Here is a 24,537-nt window from a genome sequence, read left to right as displayed (position 1 = left end):
GGGGGTGTTTGCGTTTATCTGCAGTTAACTTTCTGGTTGATCCCCGAACACAGGAAGTTGCCCGATGAACCACCCGCTGCTTGGCCGTCCGTCCCGCACCCGTTCCCCGCTGCCCAGCGCCCTTGCGCTTGCCGTGACCAGCTCGCTGCTGTTCGCCGCTGCCCTGCCGGCGCAGGCCCGCCCGTCGATCGAGGACTGGCAGCAGCAGCGCCAGTGGCAGGCCGCCTGGTCGTCCTCGGCCGGTGTCCAGGCCGACATGCCGGCGCCAGCGCCGGCCGCCGTCCCCGGGGATGCCCCCACGGCGCTGCTCGGCAACCCGGGTGACCCGGCCAGCTGGCGCAGCACCGAATTCAACACGGACTGGGGCCTGGGCGCGATCAACGCCGATTACGCCTATGCGCGCGGGCTGACCGGCCAGGGCATCCGCCTGGGCGTGTTCGACAGCGGTACCGGCCTGGACCATCCCGAATTCGCCGGCAAGAACCATCGCAGCATCCGCGTGGCCGACCTGCTGGCCGATGGCACCCGCTGCACCAACACCACCGTGGTCCGCGGCCCGGCGGCCTGCTTCGCCAGCGATGGTGATGATGTGCAGGTCAGCTATGTCGGCTACAACGCCAACGTGCCGGACAACATCCGCCGCATCATCGAATCCGGTGCATACGTACAGCCGGGCATGCAGTTCGAGATCCACGGCACGCACGTGTCCGGCACCATCGCCGCCAACCGCGATGGCAACGGCATGCATGGCGTTTCCTTCGGTTCGGACCTGACGGTCGCGCGTCTGTTCTCCAACAGCGTGCGCGAGTGGCAGCGCACGGCCCAGGGCTACCAGGTGGTGACGCTGGGCGCGGTGGGGCCCAAGCTCAGTGCCTTCGAGGACATGTACGCGCAGATGAACGCACAGGGCGTGCGTGCCATCAACCACAGCTGGGGCCTGGTCAACGAACCTGCCAGCGCGCAGGAACTGGACGAGATCTACAATGACCCGGGCGACCGCGCCTACCTGAACACCTTCGCCGAGGGGTCGCGCACGCGCGGCATGATCCAGGTCTGGGCGGCGGGCAACACCAACAGCGTCATCCCGACCCCGGCCCAGAGCCCCATCGCCGGCATGTACGCGACCCTGCCGCGTGCCTTCGCCGAGATCGAACCGTACTGGCTGAGCGTGGTCAACGTCGGCACCAACCTGACCCTGAGCAGCCGCTCCAACAAGTGCGGCCTGAGCGCCAACTGGTGCCTGGCCGCGCCGGGGTCGGACATCGTGTCCACCGCCTATGGCGCCGATTCCAACCTGGCCGGCAGCGTGGGCATCGATGCCAACGGCAACGTCAGCCTGGACATCCAGCAGCGCGTGGCCACCTATGGCTATGCCCTGCTCAGCGGTACCTCGATGGCCGCCCCGCACGTCACCGGTGCGCTGGGCCTGCTGTTCGAACGCTTCCCCTACCTGGACAGCGCGCAGGTGCGCGACATCCTGCTGACCACCACCACCGACCTGGGTGCACCGGGCATCGATGAGATCTACGGCTGGGGCCTGCTGAACCTGCGCAAGGCCATCGAAGGCTATGGTTCGCTGCGGGTGGATACCAACGTGGTGATGAACCAGAAGGCCGGCGGCCTGAAGGTGTGGGAGGGCGATGCGTGGGATGACTGGACCAACGACATCGGCGGCCCGGGCGCACTGACCAAGAGCGGCATCGGCTGGCTGCGCCTGAGCGGCAGCAACACCTTCAATGGTGCGGTACTGCGCGAAGGCACGCTGGAATTGAACGGCAGCAACACGCTCACCTCCGCCGTGGATGTGCAGGGCGGCCAGCTGCTGCTCAACGGCAGCCTGGTGTCCACCGCACTGAACACGGCCGGCGGCCTCACCCAGGTCAGCAGCACCGGCGTGCTGAAGGACAGCAACCTGACGATCAACGGCGGCGTGGTGTCCTTCAATGGCACCCAGACCGGCGGCACCACCTTCGTCGGCGCCAACGGCGTGCTCAAGGGCACCGGCCAGCTGGGCAGCACCACCGTGGCCGGCACCATCGCGCCGGGCAACTCCATCGGCACGCTGACCATCAACGGCGATTACGTGCAGACCGCCACCGGCATCTACGCCGCCGAACTGGCCCCGGGTGGTCGCAGCGACCAGCTGCGCGTGAACGGCACCGCCACCCTGGGCGGCACCCTGGTCGCGCTGCCCGAACCGGGCGTGTACTACCTGGGCGAACAGTTCAACTTCATCACCGCCACCGGCGGGGTGAACGGCCAGTTCGCCAAGACCGACTTCAGCGCGTTCTCGCCGTTCCTGAAGTTCAACCTGGCCTACGCCGCCAATGGCGCCCAGATCGATGTCGTGCGCGGCAACGCACTGGCCAGCGCCGCAGTGACCGGCAACCAGCAGGCGGTGGCCGCCAGTGCGGACACGCTGGCGATCGCGCAGGGCCTGCCGCGGCCGCTGACGCAGCTGTTCCCGCAGCAGCTGGGCGCGGCCCTGGATGGCCTGAGCGGTGAACTGCATGCGGCCACCCCGCTGGCGTTGCTGCAGGACAGCCGCCAGGTGCGTGATGCCGCGCTGGCCCGCGCCCTGCCGGCCCGCGCCCCGGGCGATGCCGGTGACACCCACAGCGCAGCCTGGGTGCAGGTGACCGGTGGCAACAACCGCCTGGATGGCACGGCCAACACCGCACGCACCGAAGCCAACAGCCATGGCGTGCTGGTCGGCGTGGACCATGATTTCGGTGGCTGGCAGCTGGGCGTGCTGGCCGGTGGCGGGCGTACCGACATCAAGCAGGCCGACGGCCGCGCGGCGCGTTCGAAGGCGGACAACACCCATCTGGGCCTGTATGTGGGCCATGCGTGGGGTGCGTTCGGCCTGCGCGGTGGCCTGGGCTACAGCCGCCATGACATCGACAGCACCCGCCAGGTTGCTTTCCAGGGCTTCAGTGACAGCCTGTCGGCCAGCTATGACGCCACCACGCGCCAGGCCTTCGTGGAGGCGGCTTACCGCTTCGGCGGCCGCGAGGCCGGGCTGGAGCCGTACCTGCAGCTGGCACGCGTGGAAGTGGATGTCGATGACGTCCGCGAGCGCGGCGGTGCAGCCGCACTGCACGGCCAGGTGGGCGACACGCGTACCACGCTGGCCACGGCCGGCGTGCGCTTCGACAAGGGGCTCAAGGCCTCGTTCCAGCAGGACAGCTGGCTGCACGTGCGTGGCGGCCTGGGCTACCGCCGCGCCAGCGGCGACCGTGACCAGGTTGCCCAGCTGGCCTTCAGCGGTGGCAGCGCGTTCGCGGTCAGCGGTGCGCCGCTTGCCGATGGCGCCGTGGTGGCCGAACTGGGCCTGTCGGCCTGGCTGAGCCCGCGCCAGCAGCTGGAACTCGGCTACAGCGGCCAGTTCGGCGATGAAAGCCGCGACCACGCGGCCAACCTGCGCTGGTCCGTCCGCTTCTGATCCGCACCGCCCTGTGCAAGGGCATTGGGCGGCCTTCGGGCCGCCCTTTTTTTTGGAGCATGGCAGGTGCCGCCGGCAGGACGATTGCCGATGCAACCGTACGGCTGCAGCTCAATGAATCCTATCGCCGCTGTCGTCATCGACGCCTAGAATCAGGACATCCCGGTAGCTCCCGGGCGCTGTGAGTGAATGGATTCAATGAAGATCCTGTTGACCGGAAGTTCCGGACGCATCGGCCGCGCCATCTTCGGCGCGCTGGCGTCCACGCATGAGGTGGCGGGGCTGGACCGCAGTCCTTTCGCGACCACCCGCATCATTGCCGACATCACCGACCGCGCGGCGCTGGAGCGCGCCGTGCAGGGCGTGGATGCGGTCATCCACACCGCCGCGCTGCATGCGCCGCACGTGGGGCTGATTCCCGATGCCGTCTTCCAGCAGGTGAACGTGGAAGCCACGGCCACGCTGGTGCAGCTGGCCCGCGATGCCGGCGTGCGCCGCTTCGTGCTGACCAGCACCACGGCGCTGTACGGGCATGCCGTGGTGGCCGGTGGCTGCCGCTGGATCGACGAGGATGTCGCGCCGCTGCCGCGTACCATCTACCACCGGACCAAGCTGCAGGCCGAAGCGGTCGTGCAGGCGGCGGCCAGCGAGACCTTCGCCGTGCGCGTGCTGCGCATGTCGCGCTGCTTCCCGGAACCCCCCGAGCGCATGGCGATGTTCCGCCTGCACCGCGGCATCGATGCGCGTGATGTGGCGACCGCGCATGCAGCGGCACTGACCAATACCGGGGACTGCTTCCAGCGCTACCTGGTGGCCGCGCCCACGCCGTTCCTGCGTGGCGACTGCCTGGCACTGGCCAGCCACCCGCGCCAGGTGCTGCAGCAGCGGGTGCCGCAGCTGCTGGCCGAGTTCGACCGCCGGGGCTGGCCGCTGCCGCTGTCCATCGACCGGGTCTACGACGGCAGCCGCGCGCGCCAGGCGCTGGGCTGGCAGCCGCGGTTCGGGCCGGAGGAAGTGCTGCACCAGTATGCGGTGGGCAGCATCGAGGTGCTGCCACGCGCGCAGTGGATCGGCGACCGCGTGGCTGAATGATGGGCCGTGGGGCCGCCCCGGCGGCTCAACCTTGTCCGTCCCAGGCCGCTATCAGCGTGCACGGCCACCGTGGCCGCGCCTTGGTCCTGCCACGGAACCCCCTTCCATGTCTCCGTCCCGCCACGCTGCCGCCGCCCGTCCCGGCAGCATCGCCAACAAGTTGATGCTGGGCACCGCCCTGGTTGCACTGCTGTGCTTTGGCATCACGGCCCTGTTGATCTACCGCCAGGCCAGTTCGGCGCTGGTGGCGGCGTCCCGGCAGACCATGGCCAGCGAAGCCGCCGCCGAAGCCCGCCAGGTGGCCGCCGACCTGGGCACGGCCTTTGCCAGCAACGATGCCATGGTGGAAGCCGTGCTGGCCCAGCGCGCCCGTGGCGATGCGCCGGACCGGGCCAGCCTGGCGGCGATCCTCGGGCGGCAGCTGCAGGCGCACCCGGAGTGGCTGGGCAAGAGCACCATGTGGGAAGCCAATGCCTTCGATGGCAAGGATGCGGATTTCATCAACACCGAAGCGCACGATGCCAGTGGCCGCTTCATGAGCTACTGGGCCTGGCAGGACGGCAGGCCGCAGCAGTCGCCGATGACCGACTACACCGAAGCGGCGGACGGTTCAGCCGACTGGTACATCGTGCCCAGCCGCGACAGGCAGCCCAAGGTGAGCGAGCCCTACGCCTATGACATCGGCGGCAAGCAGGTGCTGATGAGCACGCTGACCACGCCGATCATCGATGGCGCCGGCACGTTCCTGGGCGTGTTCACCGTTGATTTCTCGCTGGCGGCCCTGCAGAAGCATCTGGCGACGCTGACTCCGATGGGGGCCGGCCATGTCGAACTGCTCTCACCCAAGGGCGTGGTGCTGGCCTCGGCCGACGCCGCCGAGATCGGCAGGCCGCGCCATGATGCGCTGACCCAGCGCATGCTGGCGCAGATTGCTGCCAACCGTGCCTTCGAGGCATTTACACCGGATGCGGCCGGCAACGTGCGCCTGTACGTGCCGCTGCAGGTGGGCGATGCACCGCAGCGTTTCGCACTGGGCGTGGTGGTGCCGCATGCGGTGATCGTGGCCCAGGCGCGGCAGCTGCTGTGGATCATCCTGCTGGTGGGCGTGGTGGCCGCGCTGGCGCTCAGTGGTGGCGTGTACCTGCTGCTGCAGCGGTTGGCGATCCGGCCGCTGGCGCAGGCCGTGCGCGTGGCAGGTGATGTGGCCGCCGGGCGTCTGGATTCCACCCTGCCTGCAGCCGGCAATGACGAAGTGGGGCGCCTGCTGCTGTCGATGCAGGCCATGCGTGGCCAGCTGCAGGCGGTGATGGCCGCGCAGGCGGAGATGGCCCACCGGCATGCGCAGGGCGAGTTGAGCTACCGCATGGACGCGCGCGCCTTCCCCGGCGAGTACGGGCGCATGGTGGCCGACAGCAACGCGCTGGTGGCCGCCGGCAACGCGGTCACCCAGCGCCTGGTCGAGGTGATGCAGCGCTATGCGGTGGGCGACCTGAGCGTGGACATGGAGCCGCTGCCGGGCGAACGGGCGGCGTTCACCGCGGCGATGGCCACCACCAAGGCCAACCTGGGGGCCATCAACGAGCAGATCCAGCAGCTGGCGGCTGCAGCGGCGGCCGGCGATTTCGCCGTGCGTGGCGATGAAGCGCGCTTCGAGCACGATTTCCGCCGCATGGTGGCCACGCTGAACACCATGATGCAGGTCAGCGATGACAACCTGGCCGCCCTGTCCACGCTGCTGCAGGCCATCGCCGCCGGCGACCTGACCCTGCGCATGCAGGGGCAGTTCCAGGGCGTGTTCGCACGCATGCGTGATGATGCCAACAGCACGGTCGAGCAGCTGACCGGTATCGTCGGGCAGATCCAGCAATCGGCCGCCAGCATCCGCCTGGCGGCCGGCGAGATCGCGGCGGGCAACAACGATCTGTCGCGGCGTACCGAGCAGCAGGCCGCCAACCTGGAAGAGACCGCCGCCTCGATGGAGGAACTGACCTCCACCGTGCGCCAGAATGCCGACCATGCCGTGCAGGCCAACCAGCTGGCCGCCTCGGCTGCGGCTGTCGCAGGGCAGGGCGGTGCGGTGGTCAGCCAGGTGGTGGACACCATGGCCAGCATCGAGGCCTCGTCGCAGCGTATCGCCGACATCATCGCGGTGATCGACGGCATCGCCTTCCAGACCAACATCCTGGCGTTGAACGCCGCCGTGGAAGCGGCACGGGCCGGTGAACAGGGCCGCGGTTTCGCCGTGGTCGCCAGTGAAGTACGCGCGCTGGCGCAGCGGTCGGCCGGTGCCGCACGCGAGATCAAGGGGCTGATCGATACGTCGGTGGCCCAGGTCGGGCAGGGTGCGCAGCTGGTGCACGGCGCGGGCCGCACCATGCAGGACATCGTCGGCCAGGTGGGCCGGGTGAACGCGATCATGGCCGAGATTTCAGCGGCATCGCGCGAGCAGAGCGCCGGCATCGAGCAGGTCAACCAGACCGTGGTGCACATGGACGAAGCCACCCAGCAGAACGCCGCGCTGGTGGAAGAAGCCACTGCGGCCGCACGCGCCATGGAGGAACAAGCCGAACAGCTGGCGGTGGCGGTGGCCCGCTTCCGCCTGCAGGCCGCACCGGCCGCACGCCGCGCGGCGTGAGCCAGGCCTGCAACGACGACGCCCGGCCGGGGCCGGGCGTCATCAAGCCGCAACAGGACTGCGGCGGATCAGGTCAGTGCAGGGCTGTCAGAACATGCCTTCGAACGGGTTCCAGCTGGTCGAGCCGCGCACCTGGTCGAGGTAATAGTTGTAGTTGGTGCTGAACGCCACCAGCAGGTTCAGTGCCACGAACACCGCCCGCCCGACGAAATCGGGCAGGAACGCGGTGACCAGCACCAGGGCGACGTTGATGCCGATCAGCATCAGCGCCTTGCGCCACATGCCCAGGATGAACAGGTAGATCGCGCCGAAGAACAGCGCGAAGAAGTTGATGTTGATCTTCAGGCGCTCGCCGAACGGCAGTGCTTTCCAGGCCTGCTTGAAGCCGGCTTCCTTGGGGCTGCCGTGCTGCTGGAAGAAGTTGAAGCGGAACTGCCACTTCGGGCTGAAGCGGGAAAGGTCGATCATGTTCATCAGGTAACGTCCGTGTTGGTAATCGTTTTCATCCTAAAGATGACGCATTCAGCCCGCCAGTGGCGACCGTCAAAAATGTGACGGTAGGCAGCCTTGATCGGCGTTTTTGTTCAGCTTTGCCGTCACCCACCTGCCGTCTTTTTAGGGTAGGGTGCGCAGTTCCGCCGCTGGCCCCGCTGTGTCCGGCCGGCAGCGGGATGTCCTTGGAGGTTGCATGACCACACCTGTTACACCGGAAAACGCACCGGGACCGGTGCTGCTGCCCACGCCCGAAGTGGTGCAGGCACAACAACTGCTCGCCACCCAGCAGCTGGCGGTGGCAATGCGCCGCGCGCGCGCGGCGGCCACGCAGGAGACGGCGGACGCCGTTCCCGACCCGACCTGACGTCCCCCTGCGAAGATCGCGCTGGCCACCGGCCAGCGCGATCACGCCGGCCTTCAGAAGCGCGCGGTGATACCCAGGAACCAGCTGCGCCCGGCCACGAAGTAGTCGGCGGCGCCGTCGGCATACACCTTCTTGCCGGCCAGGTTGCTCACGCCGCCACGCAGGGTCAGCACCTCGTTGACGTTCCATGCCGCGGTCAGGTCATACAGCGTGTACGCCCGCAGGAAGGTGCTGGCCACGCCGGTCTGCTTGCCGGTGTACTGCGCTGACAGGCTGCTGGAGAACGCTGCACTGGGCGTCCAGTCCAGCGACGAGTAGCCGGCGAATTCGGGCGTGTCGATCAGGTTGCGGCCGGTGGTCAGGTTTTTCGCTTCCTTCATCCAGGTGGCCGAGGTGCGCCAGCGCCAGTGTTCACCGAAGCGCACGTTGACGTTGCCTTCCATGCCCGCCGTGCGGGCGCGCGCGATGTTGGTCATGCGCGTCCACCAGTAGCCGTTGAAGTAACCCAGTGCGGCGTACTCGATCTTGTTGTTGAAATCGGTGTGGAAGTAGGTCACGCCCGCATCCAGCACGTCGTTGTCGAAGCTGATGCCGATCTCGCGGTTGGTGCTGGTTTCCGGGTCAAGATCCGGATTGCCGGCCATGTAGCAGCCACCGCGCACGTAGCCCAGCGGGATCAGCGAGGTGCAGCCACGGCCACCGGACTGGGTGGCGGCACTGGGGGCATTCTCGGTCAGGCTGGGGGCGCGGAAGCCCTTGGACACGCCGCCGCGGATCGTCCACTGTTCGCCCGGGTGCCAGACCAGGTAGGCCCGTGGACTGACGTGGCTGCCGAATTTCTCGTGGTGGTCCAGGCGCGCGCCCAGGGTCAGGGCCAGCGTGCGGTGCAGCTTCAGTTCGTCTTCAACGAACAGCGCCCAGGTGTCCACCTGCAGTTCCGAGCCGCGTACCGGGTTGCCGGCGTAGTCGATCGGGGCCTGGCCGATGGTATCGGTGTTGGTCAGTTCCTGGCGCTTCCACTGGCCGCCGACGGCCAGCTGGTGGTCCACGCCCCAGGTGAACGGTGTGGACAGGCTGCCCTCGACAATGGTGTCGGTGGCTTCGGAGCGGCCGGTGGGGCCGATGTCGTTCTTGTACTCGGTGCGGTAGGCGCTGATCTTCGAGGTACCGAAGTCCCAGCTGCCATCGTGGGCCAGGCCCAGCGAGGTGCGCTTGAGTTCACTGGCGCCCCAGGCGCCGTCGCCCTCCCGTTCCAGCGCCTGGCTGGCGAAGGCCTGCTGCACGCCGTGGCCGGCTTCCAGCGAAACCGTCTGTCGCTCGCTTGGCCGCCATTCCAGCAGCGCGTCCACGTTGCGGTCCTTTTCGCCGGCATAGGCATTGCCGGAAACGCCGCCGTTGGAACTGTCCGAATCGCGGCGCATGCTGTTGGCGCCGATGCGCAGGCCCACCGTTTCGCCCAGCGGACCGGAGAAGGTCGCGCCGATCTGCTGGGTGTCACCGCGCTTGTCGTCCTGCGGGCGGGTGTAGCTGTGGGTGGCGCTGCCGCCCCACTGCTTGCCGATGCGCTTGGTGATGATGTTGATCACCCCGCCCATCGCATCGGAGCCGTACAGCGAGGACATCGGCCCGCGCACCACCTCGATGCGCTCGATCTGGTCCGGCGCGATCCAGTTCAGGTCCTGCCGGCCCAGGTCGGGGCGGTAGTTGGTCGAGGCCGAACTGCCCATGCGCTTGCCGTCCACCAGTACCAGCGTGTAGTTGGACGGCATGCCGCGCAGCTTGATCTTGGATTGTTCGCCCACCGCGCTGAGGCCACCGGTCACGCCGGGCACGCGGCTGAGCAGGGTGGCCAGGTCGTGCACCGGCTGGCGCTCGATGTCTTCGCGGGTGATGACGCTGATGCTGGCCGGGGCATCCTTGATCAGCTGCTGGTAGCCCGAGGCGGTGACCACCACGGTGTCCAGGTCCTTGGTCGAGGCGTCGGCGGCGGTGGCGGCCAGTGCAGGCAGCGGCAGCAGGCAGGCGGTGGCCACGGCGGCGGCCAGGCGGGTGCGCAGCGGGCGCACGGGGGCAATGAGGTTGGCAGGCATGATGACTTCCGTAAGAGGGGGAAGACCCGTGCGGAAGCGGCATGCAGGCGGCACCAGGCCGCGCCCCTCCCTGGGTCGTCGGGCGCGCGGTACAGGACCGGCGCGGCTGGGTGGGTCGCGCGGCGTTGCCGGGACCTGCCTGGTTAACGTAATGATAACCGTTCTCGTTTGTTACGTGCCAGTACCGGCGGTTACGTCCGGTGCCGGCAGGCGCTGGCGGCGGGCCGGGCCTGCTGTATGCTGAATGGGCGAAAACACCGGGCGATACCTTCGCACCCGGCTTACATCCTGACCCCTAGACTGGGCCGCCTTTTCGTATCCGCCCGTTGGAGATCGCGTGGGTTCCGGTAGTGACAGACATCGACTGCGACGCGGCCCCGGGCCGGCGCAGCCAGGACAAGTACGCGCGCCCGGACGGCGCGCCAGGAGCTTCCACGCGCGGGATGCGGCCAGGGCGGCCCTCTGCGTGGGCCGGACGGTGTAGCTGATGACCACCCAGACCCCCATCGCCGGGCATGATGCAGGCCAGGCCCTGCTGCCGGCCGAATCACCGTTGGCGATGCCCGAGCAATCCCTGCGCGAGGGCAGCCTGCACGTACAGCGGCACCGTACTTCCCCGCGCATGATCGGCCTGCGTCGGCTGTACATCCTCGGCGGTACCGTGGCGATGACCGCCGTGGCCACGCGGATGATGTGGCGCGTGCTGTCGGTCAACGGGATCAGCGTGCTGGAAGCCTGCCTGCTGGTGCTGTTCGTCGGCCTGTTCGCCTGGATCGCGCTGTCCTTCGCCAGCGCCGTGGCCGGCTTCCTGACCGCGGTGTTCGATCGCGGCTACCGGCTGGGCATCGACCCGGACATGCCGTTGCCGGTCGTGCACAGCCGCACCGCGCTGCTGATGCCCACCTACAACGAAGACCCGCGCCGCCTGCTGGCCGGCCTGCGTGCCATCTACGAATCGGTGGCCGAAACCGGGCAGCTCGACCGTTTCGATTTCTTCGTGCTCAGCGATACCCGCCGCGAGGACATCGCCCACGCCGAGGAGGCCGTGTTCGCCGAACTGCGCGATGCCGTCCCCGATGGCCATGCCCGCCTGTTCTACCGCCGCCGTGGCGACAACAGCGGCCGCAAGGCCGGCAACATCGCCGACTGGGTGCGCCGCTTCGGTGGCGCCTACCCGCAGATGCTGATCCTGGACGCGGACAGCCTGATGACCGGCGACAGCATCGTGCGCCTGGTGGCCGGGATGGAACACAACGCCGATGTCGGCCTGATCCAGACCCTGCCGGCGGTGATCGGCGGACGCACCCTGTTCTCGCGCATGCAGCAGTTCGGTGGCCGCGTGTATGGCCCGGTGATCGCCCGTGGGGTGGCCTGGTGGCACGGCGCGGAAAGCAACTACTGGGGCCACAACGCCATCATCCGCACCCGCGCCTTTGCCGAGCAGGCCGGCCTGCCGGCGCTGCCGGGCCGCAAGCCCTTCGGTGGCCACGTGCTCAGCCACGATTTCGTGGAAGCGGCGCTGATGCGCCGTGGCGGCTGGGCCGCGCACATGGTGCCGTACCTGAAGGGCAGCTACGAGGAAGGCCCGCCGACCCTGACCGACCTGCTGGTGCGCGACCGCCGCTGGTGCCAGGGCAACCTGCAGCACGCCAAGGTGGTCGGCAGCCGTGGCCTGCACTGGATCAGCCGCACCCACATGCTGATCGGCATCGGCCATTATTTCACCGCGCCGATGTGGGCCATGCTGATGCTGATCGGCATCGCCGTGCCGCTGTTCCAGGATGGCATCGACTTCAACGCCCTGCTGCACCTGTCGCCCAGCGTGTACTGGCGCTCGCAGGACGAAGAGCAGGTGGTGCGCCTGTTCGGCGCGACGATGGTCGTGCTGCTGGCCCCGAAGGTGCTGGGCTACCTGGCCATGCTGCTGGACCCGGTGGATCGCCGCGGCTGTGGCGGCGCCATCCGCGCCTTCATCGCCATGCTGGTGGAAACCGTGCTGGCTGCACTGATGGCACCGGTGGTGATGTACGTGCAGTCGCGCGGCGTGGCCGAAGTGCTGTCCGGGCGTGATTCGGGCTGGGATGCGCAGCAGCGCGATGATGGCAAGATTTCCTGGTGGCAGCTGCTCAGGAGCTACGGCGGGCTGGGCGTGTTCGGCGCGTTCATGGGGGCGCTGGCGTGGGCGGTGTCGCCGCCGCTGGCCGTATGGATGTCGCCGGTGATCGCCGGCATGGTACTGGCCATTCCCGTGGTCGCCCTGACCTCCTCGCGTGGCCCGGGCAGCTGGATGCACCGCTGGGGCCTGCTGGACATCCCTGAGGAGAACACGCCGCCGCCGGTGCTGGTGCGTGCCGCCCAGCTGCGCCGTGAGGCCGCCGAAAAGCCGCCGCTGTACTGATCGGCGGCCACCGGCGGCATAATGCGGCCCAGATGCCTTGGAGTCGCAACATGCTGCAGACCGTGGAACAGGAAACCGGCGCTTCGCCGCAGTGGTCGATCATCTGGCTGCACGGGCTGGGGGCGGACGGCCATGATTTCGCGCCGATCGTGCCGGAACTGGTGCGCCCGCACTGGCCGGCGCTGCGCTTCGTCTTCCCGCATGCGTCGGTGCGCCCGATCACCATCAATGGTGGCGTGCCGATGCGCGGCTGGTACGACATCGTGGGCATGGATTTCCGTTCCCGTGCCGATATGGCCGGCGTGCACGCCTCGGTGGCGGAACTGGATGCGCTGATCGCGCGTGAGGTCGAGCGCGGTGTCGCCGCCGACCACATCTTCCTGGCCGGTTTCTCGCAGGGCGGGGCAGTCATCCTGACCGCCGCCCTGACGCGCACCGCACCGCTGGCCGGGCTGATCGCGCTGTCCACCTACCTGCCCGAAGCGGACACCGCGCGGCGTGCCGATGACGCCGTGGACGCACCGGTGTTCATGGCGCACGGCAGCGGTGATCCGGTCATCCCGCAGGCGGTGGGCGCGCACAGCGCGCAGGCCCTGCGCGATGCAGGCCTGGACGTGCAGTGGCACAGCTACCCGATGGCCCACCAGGTCTGCGCCGAGGAAATCCAGGCGCTGGGCGACTGGTTGCAGCAGCGCCTGCGCGTGGCCTGAACCATGGCGCCGGCCACGCCGCCGTGGATGCCGGAACTGTGCCGCCTGCCGCGGCTGGCGGCGATGCTGGGCATGGCCCAGCTGGTGGTCGTGCTGCTGGCCCTGGCCCCGGATGGCAGCCGTCACTGGACAGTGGGCGAACTGCTGTCGGCCAGTGGTTTCGCACTGTGGCTGGCCCTGGCCGTCAGTGCCAGCCTCTGCCTGCTGCGCCAGCCGCTTTCGCGCCTGCCGCCGGTACTGGGGGCGGTGGCGGCCATTGTCGTGGCCGCGACCATCGCCGTGGCCTGCGCAGGCATCATCCACGCCCTGTATGCGGTGCTTGGTGACGCTTTTGCCCAGGGCATCAGCTTCTGGCGCTTCACCTCCGGCAGTGCGGCCACCACCGCGCTGATCACCGCGCTGGCACTGCGCTATTTCTACGTCAGCGACCGCTGGGCGGCGCAGGTGCAGGCCAATGCCCGTGCCGAGGCCGATGCCCTGCAGGCACGCATCCGCCCGCACTTCCTGTTCAACAGCATGAACCTGATCGCCAGCCTGCTGCACCGCGACCCGGCCGTGGCCGAGCGTGCCGTGCTGGACCTGTCCGATCTGTTCCGTGCGGCGCTGGGCGCCGGCGAAGGCGATTCGACGCTGCGCGACGAATGCGAACTGGCCGAGCGCTACCTGTCCATCGAATCCCTTCGCCTGGGCGAGCGCCTGCAGGTGCGCTGGCAGCGTGATGAACCGCTGCCATGGGAGCAGCCGCTGCCACGGCTGGTGCTGCAGCCCCTGGTGGAAAACGCGGTGCTGCATGGCATTTCGCGGCTGCCGGAAGGCGGCACCATCGAACTGGTGCTGCGTTGCCAGGGCGACATGCTGGTGGTGGAAGTACGCAATCCCGCGCCCGACCCGCAGGCGCCGGGCCTGCGGCTGGGACGCGGGGCCGGCCACGCCCAGCGCAGCATCGGCCATCGCCTGTCATGGCGTTTCGGCACGGCCGCGCGGATGACGGCCGGCTGGAGCGGGGGCTACTATGCCTGCCAGGTGACAGTGCCGATCCAGCAGGGAGGACGCGCGTGAGGGTGGTCATCGCCGATGACGAACCGCTGGCGCGCGAGCGCCTGCGCAGCCTGCTGGCCGATCAGGCCGGTGTGGAGGTGGTGGCCGAAGCCGGCAACGGCGAACAGGCGCTGCATGCCTGTGCCGAGCTGCAGCCGGACCTGGTGCTGCTGGACATCGCCATGCCCGGCCTGGACGGGCTGGAGGCCGCGCGCCATCTGGCCGGGTTCGAGCCGCGTCCGGCAGTGGTGTTCTGCACCGCCTATGACGCCCATGCCCTGTCGGCCTTCGAGGCTGCGGCCATCGATTACCTGATGAAGCCGGTGCGTGCCGAGCGGCTGGCCGCCGCGCTGGCGCGTGCGCGCACGTTCCTGGCCGGGCGTGGCCCGGCGCCGGAGCAGGGCAGCCAGCAGGCACGCAGCGTGCTGTGTGCACGGCTGCGCGGCAGCCTGCGGCTGATCCCGCTGGATGAGATCCACTACCTGCAGGCCGAGGAAAAGTACGTGGTGGTGCATCACGCGCGTGGCGAGGACCTGATCGAGGAATCGCTGAAGTCGCTGGAGGAGGAGTTCACCAGCCGCTTCGTGCGCATCCACCGCAACTGCCTGGTGGCCCGCCATGAACTGGTGGAGCTGCGCCGCGGCAGCGGCGGGCAGGTGCAGGCGGTGCTGCGCCATGGCAAGCAGCCGCTGGAAGTGAGCCGGCGCTGCGTGTCCACGCTGAAACAGGAACTGCGGCATCTGTGAGGGGCCGCGCGGCCTGTCAGCAAGCGCTTCGGTAGATCCACGCCATGCGTGGATGAGGCCGTTGATCGGATCGCGTACGACGGACACATTCCGCCGGCGCTAGCGTGTGCGCCGTTGGTGAATCCCCCGATGCATGGATGGCGCTTGTGACCGCCTCCGGCAGGGGCTCATCCACGCATGGCGTGGATCTACACGACCCCTGACCCCGGAAGTCACCGGCTTCTGCGCTTCTCCTTTCTGATCTTCCGTGGCCGAGGCGCACGGAAACCGTCAGAGGTCGGGGCGGTGAGGGCAGGCGGCCAAGCCCCCATGGATGGGTTTACGGCGTCCCCCGCGCGCCCATCCCACCCGGCCACGCTGGCATGACCTGCCGCGCCACCAGACAGCCACGAGGGGCCCCGCCGTTGGCCGTCACCCCGCCGAAGGCGCGATAATGGCCGGATGGAAACCGTCCGCATCGCCACCCGCAAAAGCCCGCTCGCCCTGTGGCAGAGCGAATACGTCGCCGGCCAGCTGCGCCAGGCCCACCCCGGCCTGCACGTGGAACTGGTGCCGATGAGCACCCGCGGCGATGAAGTGCTGGACCGCTCGCTGGCCGCCATCGGTGGCAAAGGCCTGTTCCTGAAGGAGCTGGAACTGGCCATCCAGCGCGGGGAAGCGGACTGCGCGGTGCATTCGCTCAAGGATGTACCGATGGACCTGGATGCCCCGTTCGCGCTGCCGGCCATCCTGCCGCGCCACGACCCGGCCGATGGCTTCATCTCCAACCTGTATGCCGCGCTGGAGGTGCTGCCCCCCGGCGCACGCGTGGGGACATCCTCGCTGCGGCGGCAGGCCCAGCTGCGCGCGCTGCGCCCGGACCTGCAGCTGCTGGATCTGCGCGGCAACATCAACACGCGCCTGGCCAAGCTCGACAACGGCGGCTACGACGCCATCGTGCTGGCGGTGGCCGGGCTGGAACGACTGGGCCTGGGCAACCGCATCGTGGCCCGCCTGCAGCCGCCGGCCTGGCTGCCGGCACCGGCGCAGGGCGCGGTCGCGGTCGAATGCGATGGCGGCAATGCGCGGGTCATGGCGCTGTTCGCGGCGCTGGACCACGCACCGACGCGCAGCTGCGTGGAAGCGGAGCGGGCCATGAACCGTTCGCTGCATGGCAGCTGCCATGTGCCGGTGGCGGCCATCGCGCAGTGGCAGGGCAGCGACCTGCACCTGCAGGGCCTGGTCGGCAGTGCCGGCGACGGGCGTGCGGTGCGGGCCGACGCCGTGGGCCCGGGCAGCGATCCCGACGCATTGGGCCAGCAGGTGGCCCGGCTGCTGCTGGAGCGCGGCGCCGATACGATCCTGGCCGAACTGTCCCTGTAACACCGGCACATACGAAAACGGGCGCCTGGCGCCCGTTCCGCTTACTTGAACTTGTAGACCACGTTCATCGTGGTCAGGGTGTCGGTCTTGCGCTTGTCCTCGGCCACGTCGCTGTTGTAACGGGCCTGCCAGCCGGCCTTCAGGGCCAGGTGTTCGTTCATGCTCACCGACACGCCGAAATCGTTCTGGCCGAAGGTGTTGTACGAGCCCGATTCGACCAGCAGCGTGTTCACCAGATCCGTGTTCGGGGTCAGGGTGTACTTCAGTTCGAACTGGCCACGACCGATCAGGCCGGTGCGGGTGCGGTCGTCTTCGGTGCTGTGGGTGCGGCGCACACCGGGGCCCAGCTGCGCATCCAGGTAGAAGCGTTCGGTGTTGAACAGGCGCGTACCGTAGCCCAGACCGAACGAACCCTGGCGGTCGTAGGTGGCGAAATCATCGCGTTCCACACGCACCGTCGCGGTGATCTGGCGGTGCTCGCCCAGCTGCAGCGCGCTGCCGGCGGTGCCGGTGTAGCGGTTGGCGGTGGTGTTGGTGCGACGGCGGGTGGTGCCGTCCGGCTCGGTTTCATTCACCTTGGAACTGGAGCGCAGGCCGAACAGGTCCATGCTGTGCACCCAGTCATCGTCGGTGTAGCGCAGGCGCAGGCGGCCGTTGGCGCTTTCGGTGCTGCTGTTGCCGCGTGCGGAAGCGAAGCCCAGCTCGCCACCGCTGCCGCTCCACGGCGAGGTCATCGCCGCCAGCTCGGACGCATCCTGCGCGTACGCCAGCGGGGCGCACAGCAGCAGGGGGATCAGCAGGGTCACGCGCACGGACATCGAAGCGTCTCCAGAACAGTTAATGGCACGTGATGATACTGGAAGCATGATGACCGTCCGACGCCTGCAGGCGCCGCCGCTTCAGCACACGTTGCGTGGCCCGCTTGCGGGACGCTGCCTGAATGGGCAGCGTGTCAGGGCAGTTCGACCCGCAGTGCCGGGTCGTTGAAGCGCGAGTAGCGCAGCTGCAGCTGGAAGGGCTGGCCCTGCGGATTGTGGCCGCTGCGCTGGATCTGGCGTGGCAGTCCCTGGCCGTCGATCCAGTAGTCCAGTACCTCGCCGGCCTGGGTGCCCTGCACGCGGTAGTGGCGGGTGGCCACGCCGTCCAAGGTCTGCGCACCCAGGTCCTGGGCCTGCAGGTCGGTGGGCGTGGCCGTGGCCGGCAGCGGGTTGCGCCACTGCTCCAGCAGCCCCGGCGGCACCGGTACCTGCTGCAGGCGACCCTGGGCCTGCAGCATGAAGGTATCGCCAATGATGATCTGCGGGCCGGCAGCGGTATCCACGCGGAAACGGTCCGGGGCCACGAAGTCCATCGCCGCGCGTACCGGGGCCGGCGCCGCGCCCCCGCGCACCTCCAGTTCCGCATGGAAGCTGCGCAGGGCGGCAAAGCGCTGGCTGGCATTGAGCACCGCCTGTGCCGGGTCGGCATCCGGGACGGCGGCGGTGCCCTGCGGGGTGGCGCGGTCACCGCAGCCGGCCAGCAGCAGGCAGGCCAGCAGGGGCAGGGCAGAAGGCAGGCGCATGGGGCATCCGGGGCATCGGGGCGCCCACCATAGCCCAAAGCGCCGCCACAACGCCCGCGACTCGGACATAATCGGGGGCATGGACCGATACGAACGCATCACTGCCCTGCATCGCCTGCTCAAGTCCGCCCGCTATCCGGTGACGGTGGCCACGCTGCAGGACAAGCTGGGTTGCTCCCGCGCGACGGTGTACCGCGACCTGGCGTTCCTGCGCGATGCCCTGATGGCGCCGATCGAAGGCGACGGCGAAGCCGGCTTCCGCTACCAGGCCGATGAAAGCGACCGCTTCGAGCTGCCCGGCCTGTGGCTCAGTTCGGAGGAACTGCATGCGCTGCTGGCGTCGCAGCACCTGCTGGCGCGCACCGGGGGCGGCGTGCTGTCTTCGGTGCTGGCACCGCTGCAGCAGCGCATCGAAGGGCTGCTGGCCGCGCAGGCAGGCGTCTCCAACTGGCCGGTGGACCGGGTCCGGGTGATCCCGCACCGCGGCCGCAAGTTCGACGAAGGCAGTTTCCGCTCGGTGGCGTCGGCCGTGCTGGAACGCAAGCAGCTGGCATTCGAGTACCGCGCCCGCTCCACCGATGAGCCGACCCGACGCACCGTATCGCCGCAGCGCCTGACCCACTACCGCGACAACTGGTACCTGGATGCCTGGGACCATGACCGGCAGGCCCTGCGCAGTTTCGCCGTGGACCGCATCAACAAGGCGCGGGTGGTGGACCAGGCCGCGCGTGATGTGGCCGACAGCGAGCTGGACGAGCAGCTCGGCGCCAGCTACGGCATCTTTTCCGGTACGCCCAAGGGGTGGGCAACCATCGTGTTCAGCGCCAAGGCGGCGCGCTGGGTGGCCGACGAGCACTGGCATTCCAAGCAGCAGGGCCGCTTCCTGGCCGATGGCCGCTACGAACTGAAGGTGCCCTACAGCGTCTCGCGCGAACTGCTGATGGACGTGCTGCACTACGGCTCGGATGCGGAAATCATCGAGCCGATGATGCTGCGCGAGCAGGCCAAGACCCTGCTCGAACTGGCCCTGAGCAATTACGATAGATCCTGAACTCCCCCGAGACCGGTTGCCCCCATGAAGAAGATCCTGTTGCTGCCCCTGCTCGCCGCCTCGCTCGCGCTGGCGGCCTGCGGCAAGTCCGGCGAGCCCTCGCAGAAGCTGGTCGTGGCCGCCACCGCCGTGCCGCACGCGGAGATCCTGGAGGTGGTCAAGCCGCTGCTCAAGCAGGAAGGCGTGGACCTGGACGTGCGCGTGTTCAATGACTACGTGCAGCCCAACGACCAGCTGGTGCAGAAGCAGGTGGATGCCAATTACTTCCAGACCGAGCCGTACCTGGATGCGTACAACCGCGACCGCAAGACCGAACTGGTCAAGGTCATCGGCGTGCACATCGAGCCGTTCGGCGCCTATTCGCGCAAGGTGAAGTCGCTGGCCGAGCTGCGCGACGGCGCCGACGTGGTCATTCCGAACGACCCCAGCAACAACAGCCGCGCGCTGATCCTGCTGCACAAGGCCGGGGTGATCCAGCTCAAGGACCCGTCCAATGCGCTGTCCACCCAGCGTGACATCATCGCCAACCCGAAGAACCTGAAGTTCCGCGAGCTGGATTCGGCCATGCTGCCGCGCGTGCTGGACCAGGTGGACCTGGCGCTGATCAACACCAATTACGCCCTGGATGCCGGCCTGAACCCGACCCAGGATGCGCTGGCGATCGAGAGCAAGGATTCGCCGTACGTGAACTTCCTGGTCGCGCGCCCGGACAACAAGGACGATGCCCGCGTGCAGAAGCTGGCCAAGGCGTTGACCAGCCCGCAGGTGAAGGCCTTCATCGAAAGCAAGTACAAGGGCGCGGTGCTGCCGGCGTTCTGACCCGCGGATGACGCCGGGCCTGGCCCGGCGCTGTCGTCCTCAATCGACGTGGAAGGCCAGGGTGGCGGCGACTGCCTGCTGCCACCCGGCGTACAGCTTCTCGCGGCGTTCGGCGGCCATCGTCGGCTCGAACCGGCGGTCCAGCCCCCACTGCGCGGCGATCTGCTCGCGGCTGTCCCAGAAGCCCACAGCCAGCCCGGCCAGGTAGGCCGCGCCCAGCGCGGTGGTTTCGGTCAGGCGCGGGCGCAGCAGCGGTACGCCGAGGATGTCGGCCTGGAAGCCGGCCAGGAAGTCGTTGCCGATCGCACCGCCATCGGCGCGCAGTTCACTCAGCGCGATGCCGGCATCGGACTGCATCGCATCAAGCACGTCGCGGGTCTGGTAAGCCATGGCCTCCAGCGCGGCACGCACGAAATGCGCTTTGCTGGTGCCTCGGGTCAGGCCGAACATCGCCCCGCGCACATCGCTGCGCCAGTAGGGCGCGCCCAGCCCGACGAAGGCCGGCACCAGGTAGGCGCCGGCACTGTCGGGCACCTGCTGGGCCAGGGCCTGGCTGTCGCTGGCGCGGCCGACCATCTGCAGGCCATCGCGCAGCCACTGCACCACCGACCCGGCAACGAAGATCGACCCTTCCAGCGCGTACTCCACCTTGCCATCGATGCCCCAGGCCAGGGTGGTCAGCAGGCCGTTGGCCGAGCGCACGGCCTTGTCGCCGGTGTGCATCAGCATGAAGCAGCCGGTGCCGTAGGTGTTCTTGACCATGCCGGGCCGGAAGCAGGCCTGGCCGAACAGCGCCGCCTGCTGGTCACCGGCGATACCGGCAATGGGCAGGCGGTGGTCCAGGAAGTACTGCGGCCGGGTGTGCGCGTAGACCTCGCTGGAATCGCGCACCTGCGGCAGCATCGCGCGCGGGATGTCCAGCAGCGCCAGCAGGTCGTCATCCCAGTCCAGCGTGTGGATGTTGAACAGCAGCGTGCGTGCGGCGTTGCTGTAGTCGGTCACGTGCGCCTGGCCACCGCTGAGGTTCCACACCAGCCAGCTGTCGATGGTGCCGAACAGCAGTTCGCCGCGCTCGGCACGTTGCTGGGCGCCGTCGACATGGTCGAGGATCCAGCGGATCTTGGTGGCGGAGAAATAGGCGTCGATCAGCAGGCCGGTGCGCTCGCGCACCAGCGCTTCGTGGCCCGCCGCCTTCAGCCGTTCGCAGATTGCATGGCTCTGCCGTGACTGCCAGACAATCGCATTGTGGATCGGCTGGCCGGTCGCGCGGTCCCAGACCACCGTGGTTTCGCGCTGGTTGGTGATGCCCAGTGCGGCGATCTGCGCCGGTTCCACCTGCAGGCCGCTGAGCAGCTCGGTAATAGTGGCGTAGACGCTGGTGATGATCTCGCGCGGGTCATGTTCCACCCAGCCCGGCTGCGGGAAGTGCTGGGTGAATTCACGCTGTGCACTGCCGACCACGTTGCCGGCCTGGTTGAACAGGATCGCGCGCGAACTGGTGGTGCCCTGGTCGATGGCCAGGATGTAGCGGGGAGCCATGGGACGTCTCCGGTGGCGATGGCGAAATCGTAATGCATCGATTGTGCGGGGCACCGCCCTGCGTCACGGCAGCGCCTCGGCCATCCAGGCCTGCAGGCGTGCGACCTGCGCGGCATCCAGCCGCAGCCCCAGCTTGGTCCGCCGCCACAGGATGTCCTCGGCGCTGTGTGCCCATTCCTGTTCGCACAGGAACCGGACCTCGCGGGCATGCAGGCCCGCGCCGAAGTGTTCTCCCAATCCACCGACGTCCTGCAGGTCGGCCAGCAAGGCCAGGCTGCGGCTGCCATAGGCGTTGGCCCAGCGCTGTGCCAATCCCTGCGGCAGCCACGGGGCCTGGTGCTGCAGCCGGGCCTGCGCCTGCCCGGCGTCGCCCCAGTCGCTGCCGGGCAGGGGATCACCGTTGGCGGTCCACGCCGGACCGCATCCGGGCAGGTGCGGTGCCAGCAGGTCCAGCGCTTCCTCGGCCAGCACGCGGTAGGTGGTCAGCTTGCCGCCCAGCACATGCAGGGCCGGTGCCGGGGCCGCCTGCAGCTGCAGCCGGTAGTCGCGGCTCAGCCGCGACGCGCGGGGATCGGGGTCGGCCAGCAGCGGGCGCACACCGGCAAACTGCCAGACCACATCGCGGGGCCGCAGGCGTTCGCGCAGGTAGGCGTTGGCCGCAGCGCACAGGTAGTCGATTTCCCCGGGCAGCACGCTGCAGCGGGCGGGATCGCCCCGGTAGTCGGTGTCGGTGGTGCCGATCAGCAGGTGGTCCTGCGCGAACGGCAGCAGGAACACGACGCGGCCATCGGCCTGCTGCAGCAGGCAGGCCTGGCCCGACGGCCAGGCACGGCGCACCACGATGTGGCTGCCCTGCACCAGGCGCAGCGCCGGGCCGTGGCCACCGCCGTGCATCCGTTCCAGCAGCCCGCCCGCCCATGGGCCAGCGGCATTGGCCACCGCGCGGGCGCGCACCTGCAGCGCCGTGCCATCCGCGGCCAGCAGATCGGCCCGCCAGCCGTCCGGGTCCGCCTGCAGGCCGGTACAGCGGGTGCGTGGCAGGATCCGGGCGCCCCGCTGCGCGGCATCCAGCACGTTGAGCACCACCAGCCGTGCGTCATCGACCGTGGCATCGGCATAGCTGAAGGCGCTGCGCAGCCGGGGGCACAGCCAGGCCCCCAAGGGGTCATCGGCCAGGTCCAGCCGCCGTGAGGCGGGGAAGGCCGGCCCGCGCTGGCCCAGGTGGTCATACAGCCACAGGCCCAGGCGCAGCAGCCAGCGCGGCCGCAGGTGGGGCTGCCAGGGCAGCACGAAGCGCACCGGCTGCACCAGGAACGGTGCCTGCCGCTGCAGTATGTTGCGTTCGCCCAGCGCCTTGCGCACCAGCGCGAATTCACGCTGTTCCAGGTAGCGCAGGCCGCCATGCACCAGCTTGCTGCTGGCACTGGAGGTATGCGCGGCCAGGTCGTCCTGCTCGCACAGCAGCACGCGCAGGCCGCGGCCGGCGGCATCGCGGGCGATGCCGGCGCCATTGATGCCCCCGCCGATGACCAGCAGGTCGACGTCGTGCATGCACTCTCTCCGTAGCGTCGACGGTCAGGCGACTGCGGTTGCAGCCCGTCCACTGACTGTCGACTCTACAGGCCTGGGGTGACGGAAACGACGACGGGCCCCGAAGGGCCCGTCGCGGTACAGCGGTGCAGCAACGGCGCTTAGAAGCGGGCGCCGATGCCCACGCCGACAGTCCACGGGTCCAGCTTGGCTTCGCCCACGGTCTCGCCGGCCAGCTTCAGGTCCGGGCGGGCGCGCATGTAGCGCGCGTCGGCACGGGCGAACCAGGTCGAGTTGATGTTCATGTCCACACCGACGGTGCCGATCACGCCCTTGGCATCCTTCAGGCGGTAGTCGGTGCTGCCGCCGTTGGCCAGCGATTCACCGCTGAAGCTGGACTGGAAGTAGCCCACGCCCACGAACGGACGGAACACGTTGTCGGCCTGGCCGAAGTGGTACTGGCCGCTCAGTGCGACCGGCTGCTGCTCGACATTGCCCAGGCGCGCGCCATTGGGGCCGTTCACCTTGTGGTCGAACTTGTCGGCCGCGCCCCACAGTTCAACGGCCCAGTTGTCGTTGACGTAGTAGCTGAAGCTGACGGTCGGGGCCGGGCCACCATCGACCTTGTGCACGCCGTCGATCGGATTACTCTTCGGCTGCAGCAGGGTGACGCCACCGACCACGGCAAAATGCTTGCCCGATGCCGTGTCGGCAGTGGAATCCTGCGCGAAGGCAGCCGGTGCGAAAGCGGCGGAGGTCAGCAGGGCGAGGCTCAGGATACGAATGGAGCGCATGGGGGAATCTCCTCAGTGTTATTGCTTTTCTGGCCCCCGGTTGCGGGGCGAGCACACCGTAGAGCGCACAACATGAATCGAATCCGACGCGCGTTAAAAAATAGTTCCGTCCGTTCAGCGGGCGGCGCGAAAATGCTGATTCCAAGGTGTTTTTCATCGCACTGGATATTCACGCAGATGGTGGCGGCGTGAGCACGATCGAGCACTGCCAAGGCTTTCCCGCGCAGGTGAATGATCAATGTACGGTGCTGCTGCTGGGCTCGATGCCGGGCATCGCATCGCTGCAGGCCGCGCAGTACTACGCGCATCCGCGCAATCGCTTCTGGCCACTGATGGGGGCGTTGTGCGGATTCGATCCCGGGCTGCCGTACGCGCAGCGGCTGCGCGCGCTGCAGGACAGCGGGGGCGGCCTGTGGGATGTCATCGGCCAGTGCCAGCGCCGCGGCAGCCTGGATGCGCACATCGTGCGGGGCAGCGAAGTGCCCAACGCCCTGCCGCCGCTGCTGGCCGGGCTGCCCCGGCTGCAGCTGGTCGGCTGCAATGGCGGGGCGGCCTTCCAGGCCTGGCAGCGCTTCATCGCGCCACAGTTGGCAAACCCGCCCACCGTGCTGGCGCTGCCCTCCACCAGCCCGGCCAATGCCGGCTGGTCGCTGCCGCGCCTGCGCACTGCGTGGGCGCCGGTGGCTGCCGCACTGGCGACACAGCGCTGACATCGACAGGACAATACGCTACCGACTGGTTGCCGCCGGGCATTGTGCCAGCAGGGGCAGGCCCGTTGCAGCAACAGCGTGTCCCGGGTCAGTGCGGACTGAAAACAGCTGTAACGGTTGGCGCTGGACCGCGCTGGCCGCACAATAGACGTTTCCCC

At 68.8% G+C, this 24,537-nt stretch carries 19 protein-coding genes; 12 read left to right on the top strand and 7 right to left on the bottom strand.

Annotation, left to right across the window (positions count from 1 at the left end; genetic code table 11):
* The first annotated feature begins 64 nt into the window (after positions 1 to 64).
* The 3 genes from Q9R17_RS05750 (at position 65) to Q9R17_RS05740 (ending at position 7,172) form a co-directional block, all read left to right on the top strand.
* A complete protein-coding gene (locus Q9R17_RS05750) occupies positions 65 to 3,445 on the top strand; it encodes an autotransporter domain-containing protein (protein ID WP_308157475.1) in 3,381 nt (1,126 codons plus the stop codon).
* 198 nt (positions 3,446 to 3,643) lie between these two features.
* The gene (locus tag Q9R17_RS05745) at positions 3,644 to 4,537 is read left to right on the top strand and encodes an NAD(P)-dependent oxidoreductase (protein WP_308157474.1); all 894 of its coding nucleotides are present in this window, start codon (positions 3,644 to 3,646) and stop codon (positions 4,535 to 4,537) included.
* Positions 4,538 to 4,643: 106 nt separating this feature from the next.
* Complete coding sequence (locus tag Q9R17_RS05740; RefSeq protein WP_308157473.1) at positions 4,644 to 7,172, top strand: methyl-accepting chemotaxis protein; 2,529 nt, start codon at positions 4,644 to 4,646, stop codon at positions 7,170 to 7,172.
* Positions 7,173 to 7,259: 87 nt separating this feature from the next.
* Here the strand turns inward: Q9R17_RS05740 and Q9R17_RS05735 are convergent, their stop codons facing one another.
* Positions 7,260 to 7,646, bottom strand: coding sequence for a DUF2628 domain-containing protein (locus Q9R17_RS05735; protein ID WP_308157472.1), 387 nt, complete (start codon positions 7,644 to 7,646; stop codon positions 7,260 to 7,262).
* Between the two features lie 214 nt (positions 7,647 to 7,860).
* Here Q9R17_RS05735 and Q9R17_RS05730 point away from each other — a divergent pair, with 214 nt between their 5' ends.
* A complete protein-coding gene (locus Q9R17_RS05730; protein WP_308157471.1) occupies positions 7,861 to 8,031 on the top strand; it encodes a hypothetical protein in 171 nt (56 codons plus the stop codon).
* Positions 8,032 to 8,084: 53 nt separating this feature from the next.
* On the opposite strand, the gene Q9R17_RS05725 is transcribed toward Q9R17_RS05730, so the two are convergent.
* Complete coding sequence (locus tag Q9R17_RS05725; protein WP_308157470.1) at positions 8,085 to 10,121, bottom strand: TonB-dependent receptor; 2,037 nt, start codon at positions 10,119 to 10,121, stop codon at positions 8,085 to 8,087.
* A 487-nt stretch (positions 10,122 to 10,608) separates the two neighbouring features.
* Here Q9R17_RS05725 and mdoH point away from each other — a divergent pair, with 487 nt between their 5' ends.
* From mdoH to hemC, 5 genes are all read left to right on the top strand, one after another.
* Positions 10,609 to 12,519, top strand: coding sequence for a glucans biosynthesis glucosyltransferase MdoH (gene mdoH, locus Q9R17_RS05720; protein WP_308157469.1), 1,911 nt, complete (start codon positions 10,609 to 10,611; stop codon positions 12,517 to 12,519).
* A gap of 50 nt (positions 12,520 to 12,569) precedes the next feature.
* Positions 12,570 to 13,229, top strand: a complete 660-nt coding sequence (locus tag Q9R17_RS05715; protein ID WP_308157468.1) for a dienelactone hydrolase family protein — start codon at positions 12,570 to 12,572, stop codon at positions 13,227 to 13,229.
* Between the two features lie 3 nt (positions 13,230 to 13,232).
* Complete coding sequence (locus tag Q9R17_RS05710; RefSeq protein ID WP_308157467.1) at positions 13,233 to 14,288, top strand: sensor histidine kinase; 1,056 nt, start codon at positions 13,233 to 13,235, stop codon at positions 14,286 to 14,288.
* Positions 14,285 to 15,013 (top strand): LytTR family DNA-binding domain-containing protein, encoded by a 729-nt coding sequence (locus Q9R17_RS05705; protein ID WP_308157466.1) that lies wholly within the window; start codon positions 14,285 to 14,287, stop codon positions 15,011 to 15,013. The genes Q9R17_RS05710 and Q9R17_RS05705 overlap by 4 nt, the downstream gene beginning before the upstream one ends.
* A 441-nt stretch (positions 15,014 to 15,454) precedes the next feature.
* Positions 15,455 to 16,375: a hydroxymethylbilane synthase gene (gene hemC / locus Q9R17_RS05700; RefSeq protein WP_308157465.1), complete on the top strand. Its 921-nt coding sequence runs from the start codon at positions 15,455 to 15,457 to the stop codon at positions 16,373 to 16,375.
* Positions 16,376 to 16,416: 41 nt separating this feature from the next.
* On the opposite strand, the gene Q9R17_RS05695 is transcribed toward hemC, so the two are convergent.
* The gene (locus Q9R17_RS05695; protein ID WP_308157464.1) at positions 16,417 to 17,193 is read right to left on the bottom strand and encodes a DUF481 domain-containing protein; all 777 of its coding nucleotides are present in this window, start codon (positions 17,191 to 17,193) and stop codon (positions 16,417 to 16,419) included.
* 134 nt (positions 17,194 to 17,327) lie between these two features.
* Positions 17,328 to 17,936 (bottom strand): hypothetical protein, encoded by a 609-nt coding sequence (locus Q9R17_RS05690; RefSeq protein ID WP_308157463.1) that lies wholly within the window; start codon positions 17,934 to 17,936, stop codon positions 17,328 to 17,330.
* 79 nt (positions 17,937 to 18,015) lie between these two features.
* Here Q9R17_RS05690 and Q9R17_RS05685 point away from each other — a divergent pair, with 79 nt between their 5' ends.
* Together Q9R17_RS05685 and Q9R17_RS05680 are read left to right on the top strand one after the other, a co-directional pair.
* Positions 18,016 to 18,987, top strand: coding sequence for a YafY family protein (locus tag Q9R17_RS05685; RefSeq protein ID WP_308157462.1), 972 nt, complete (start codon positions 18,016 to 18,018; stop codon positions 18,985 to 18,987).
* Positions 18,988 to 19,011: 24 nt separating this feature from the next.
* The gene (locus Q9R17_RS05680; RefSeq protein ID WP_308157461.1) at positions 19,012 to 19,806 is read left to right on the top strand and encodes a MetQ/NlpA family ABC transporter substrate-binding protein; all 795 of its coding nucleotides are present in this window, start codon (positions 19,012 to 19,014) and stop codon (positions 19,804 to 19,806) included.
* A gap of 39 nt (positions 19,807 to 19,845) precedes the next feature.
* Here the strand turns inward: Q9R17_RS05680 and glpK are convergent, their stop codons facing one another.
* The 3 genes from glpK to Q9R17_RS05665 all read right to left on the bottom strand — a co-directional run bounded on the left by glpK (position 19,846) and on the right by Q9R17_RS05665 (position 23,669).
* Entirely contained in the window at positions 19,846 to 21,345 is a 1,500-nt protein-coding gene (gene glpK, locus Q9R17_RS05675) for a glycerol kinase GlpK (RefSeq protein ID WP_308157460.1), read from the bottom strand.
* 63 nt (positions 21,346 to 21,408) lie between these two features.
* On the bottom strand, positions 21,409 to 22,896 hold the full coding sequence (gene glpD / locus Q9R17_RS05670; RefSeq protein ID WP_308157459.1) for a glycerol-3-phosphate dehydrogenase: 1,488 nt from the start codon (positions 22,894 to 22,896) through the stop codon (positions 21,409 to 21,411).
* Between the two features lie 140 nt (positions 22,897 to 23,036).
* A complete protein-coding gene (locus Q9R17_RS05665) occupies positions 23,037 to 23,669 on the bottom strand; it encodes an OmpW family outer membrane protein (RefSeq protein ID WP_308157458.1) in 633 nt (210 codons plus the stop codon).
* Between the two features lie 188 nt (positions 23,670 to 23,857).
* Here Q9R17_RS05665 and Q9R17_RS05660 point away from each other — a divergent pair, with 188 nt between their 5' ends.
* Complete coding sequence (locus Q9R17_RS05660; RefSeq protein WP_308157457.1) at positions 23,858 to 24,379, top strand: DNA-deoxyinosine glycosylase; 522 nt, start codon at positions 23,858 to 23,860, stop codon at positions 24,377 to 24,379.
* The last annotated feature ends 158 nt before the right edge of the window (positions 24,380 to 24,537 follow it).

This window comes from Stenotrophomonas sp. 24(2023) (assembly GCF_030913365.1).
In the GTDB taxonomy this organism is placed as follows: Bacteria; Pseudomonadota; Gammaproteobacteria; order Xanthomonadales; family Xanthomonadaceae; genus Stenotrophomonas.
This window is presented reverse-complemented; position numbering and strand designations above follow the sequence as displayed.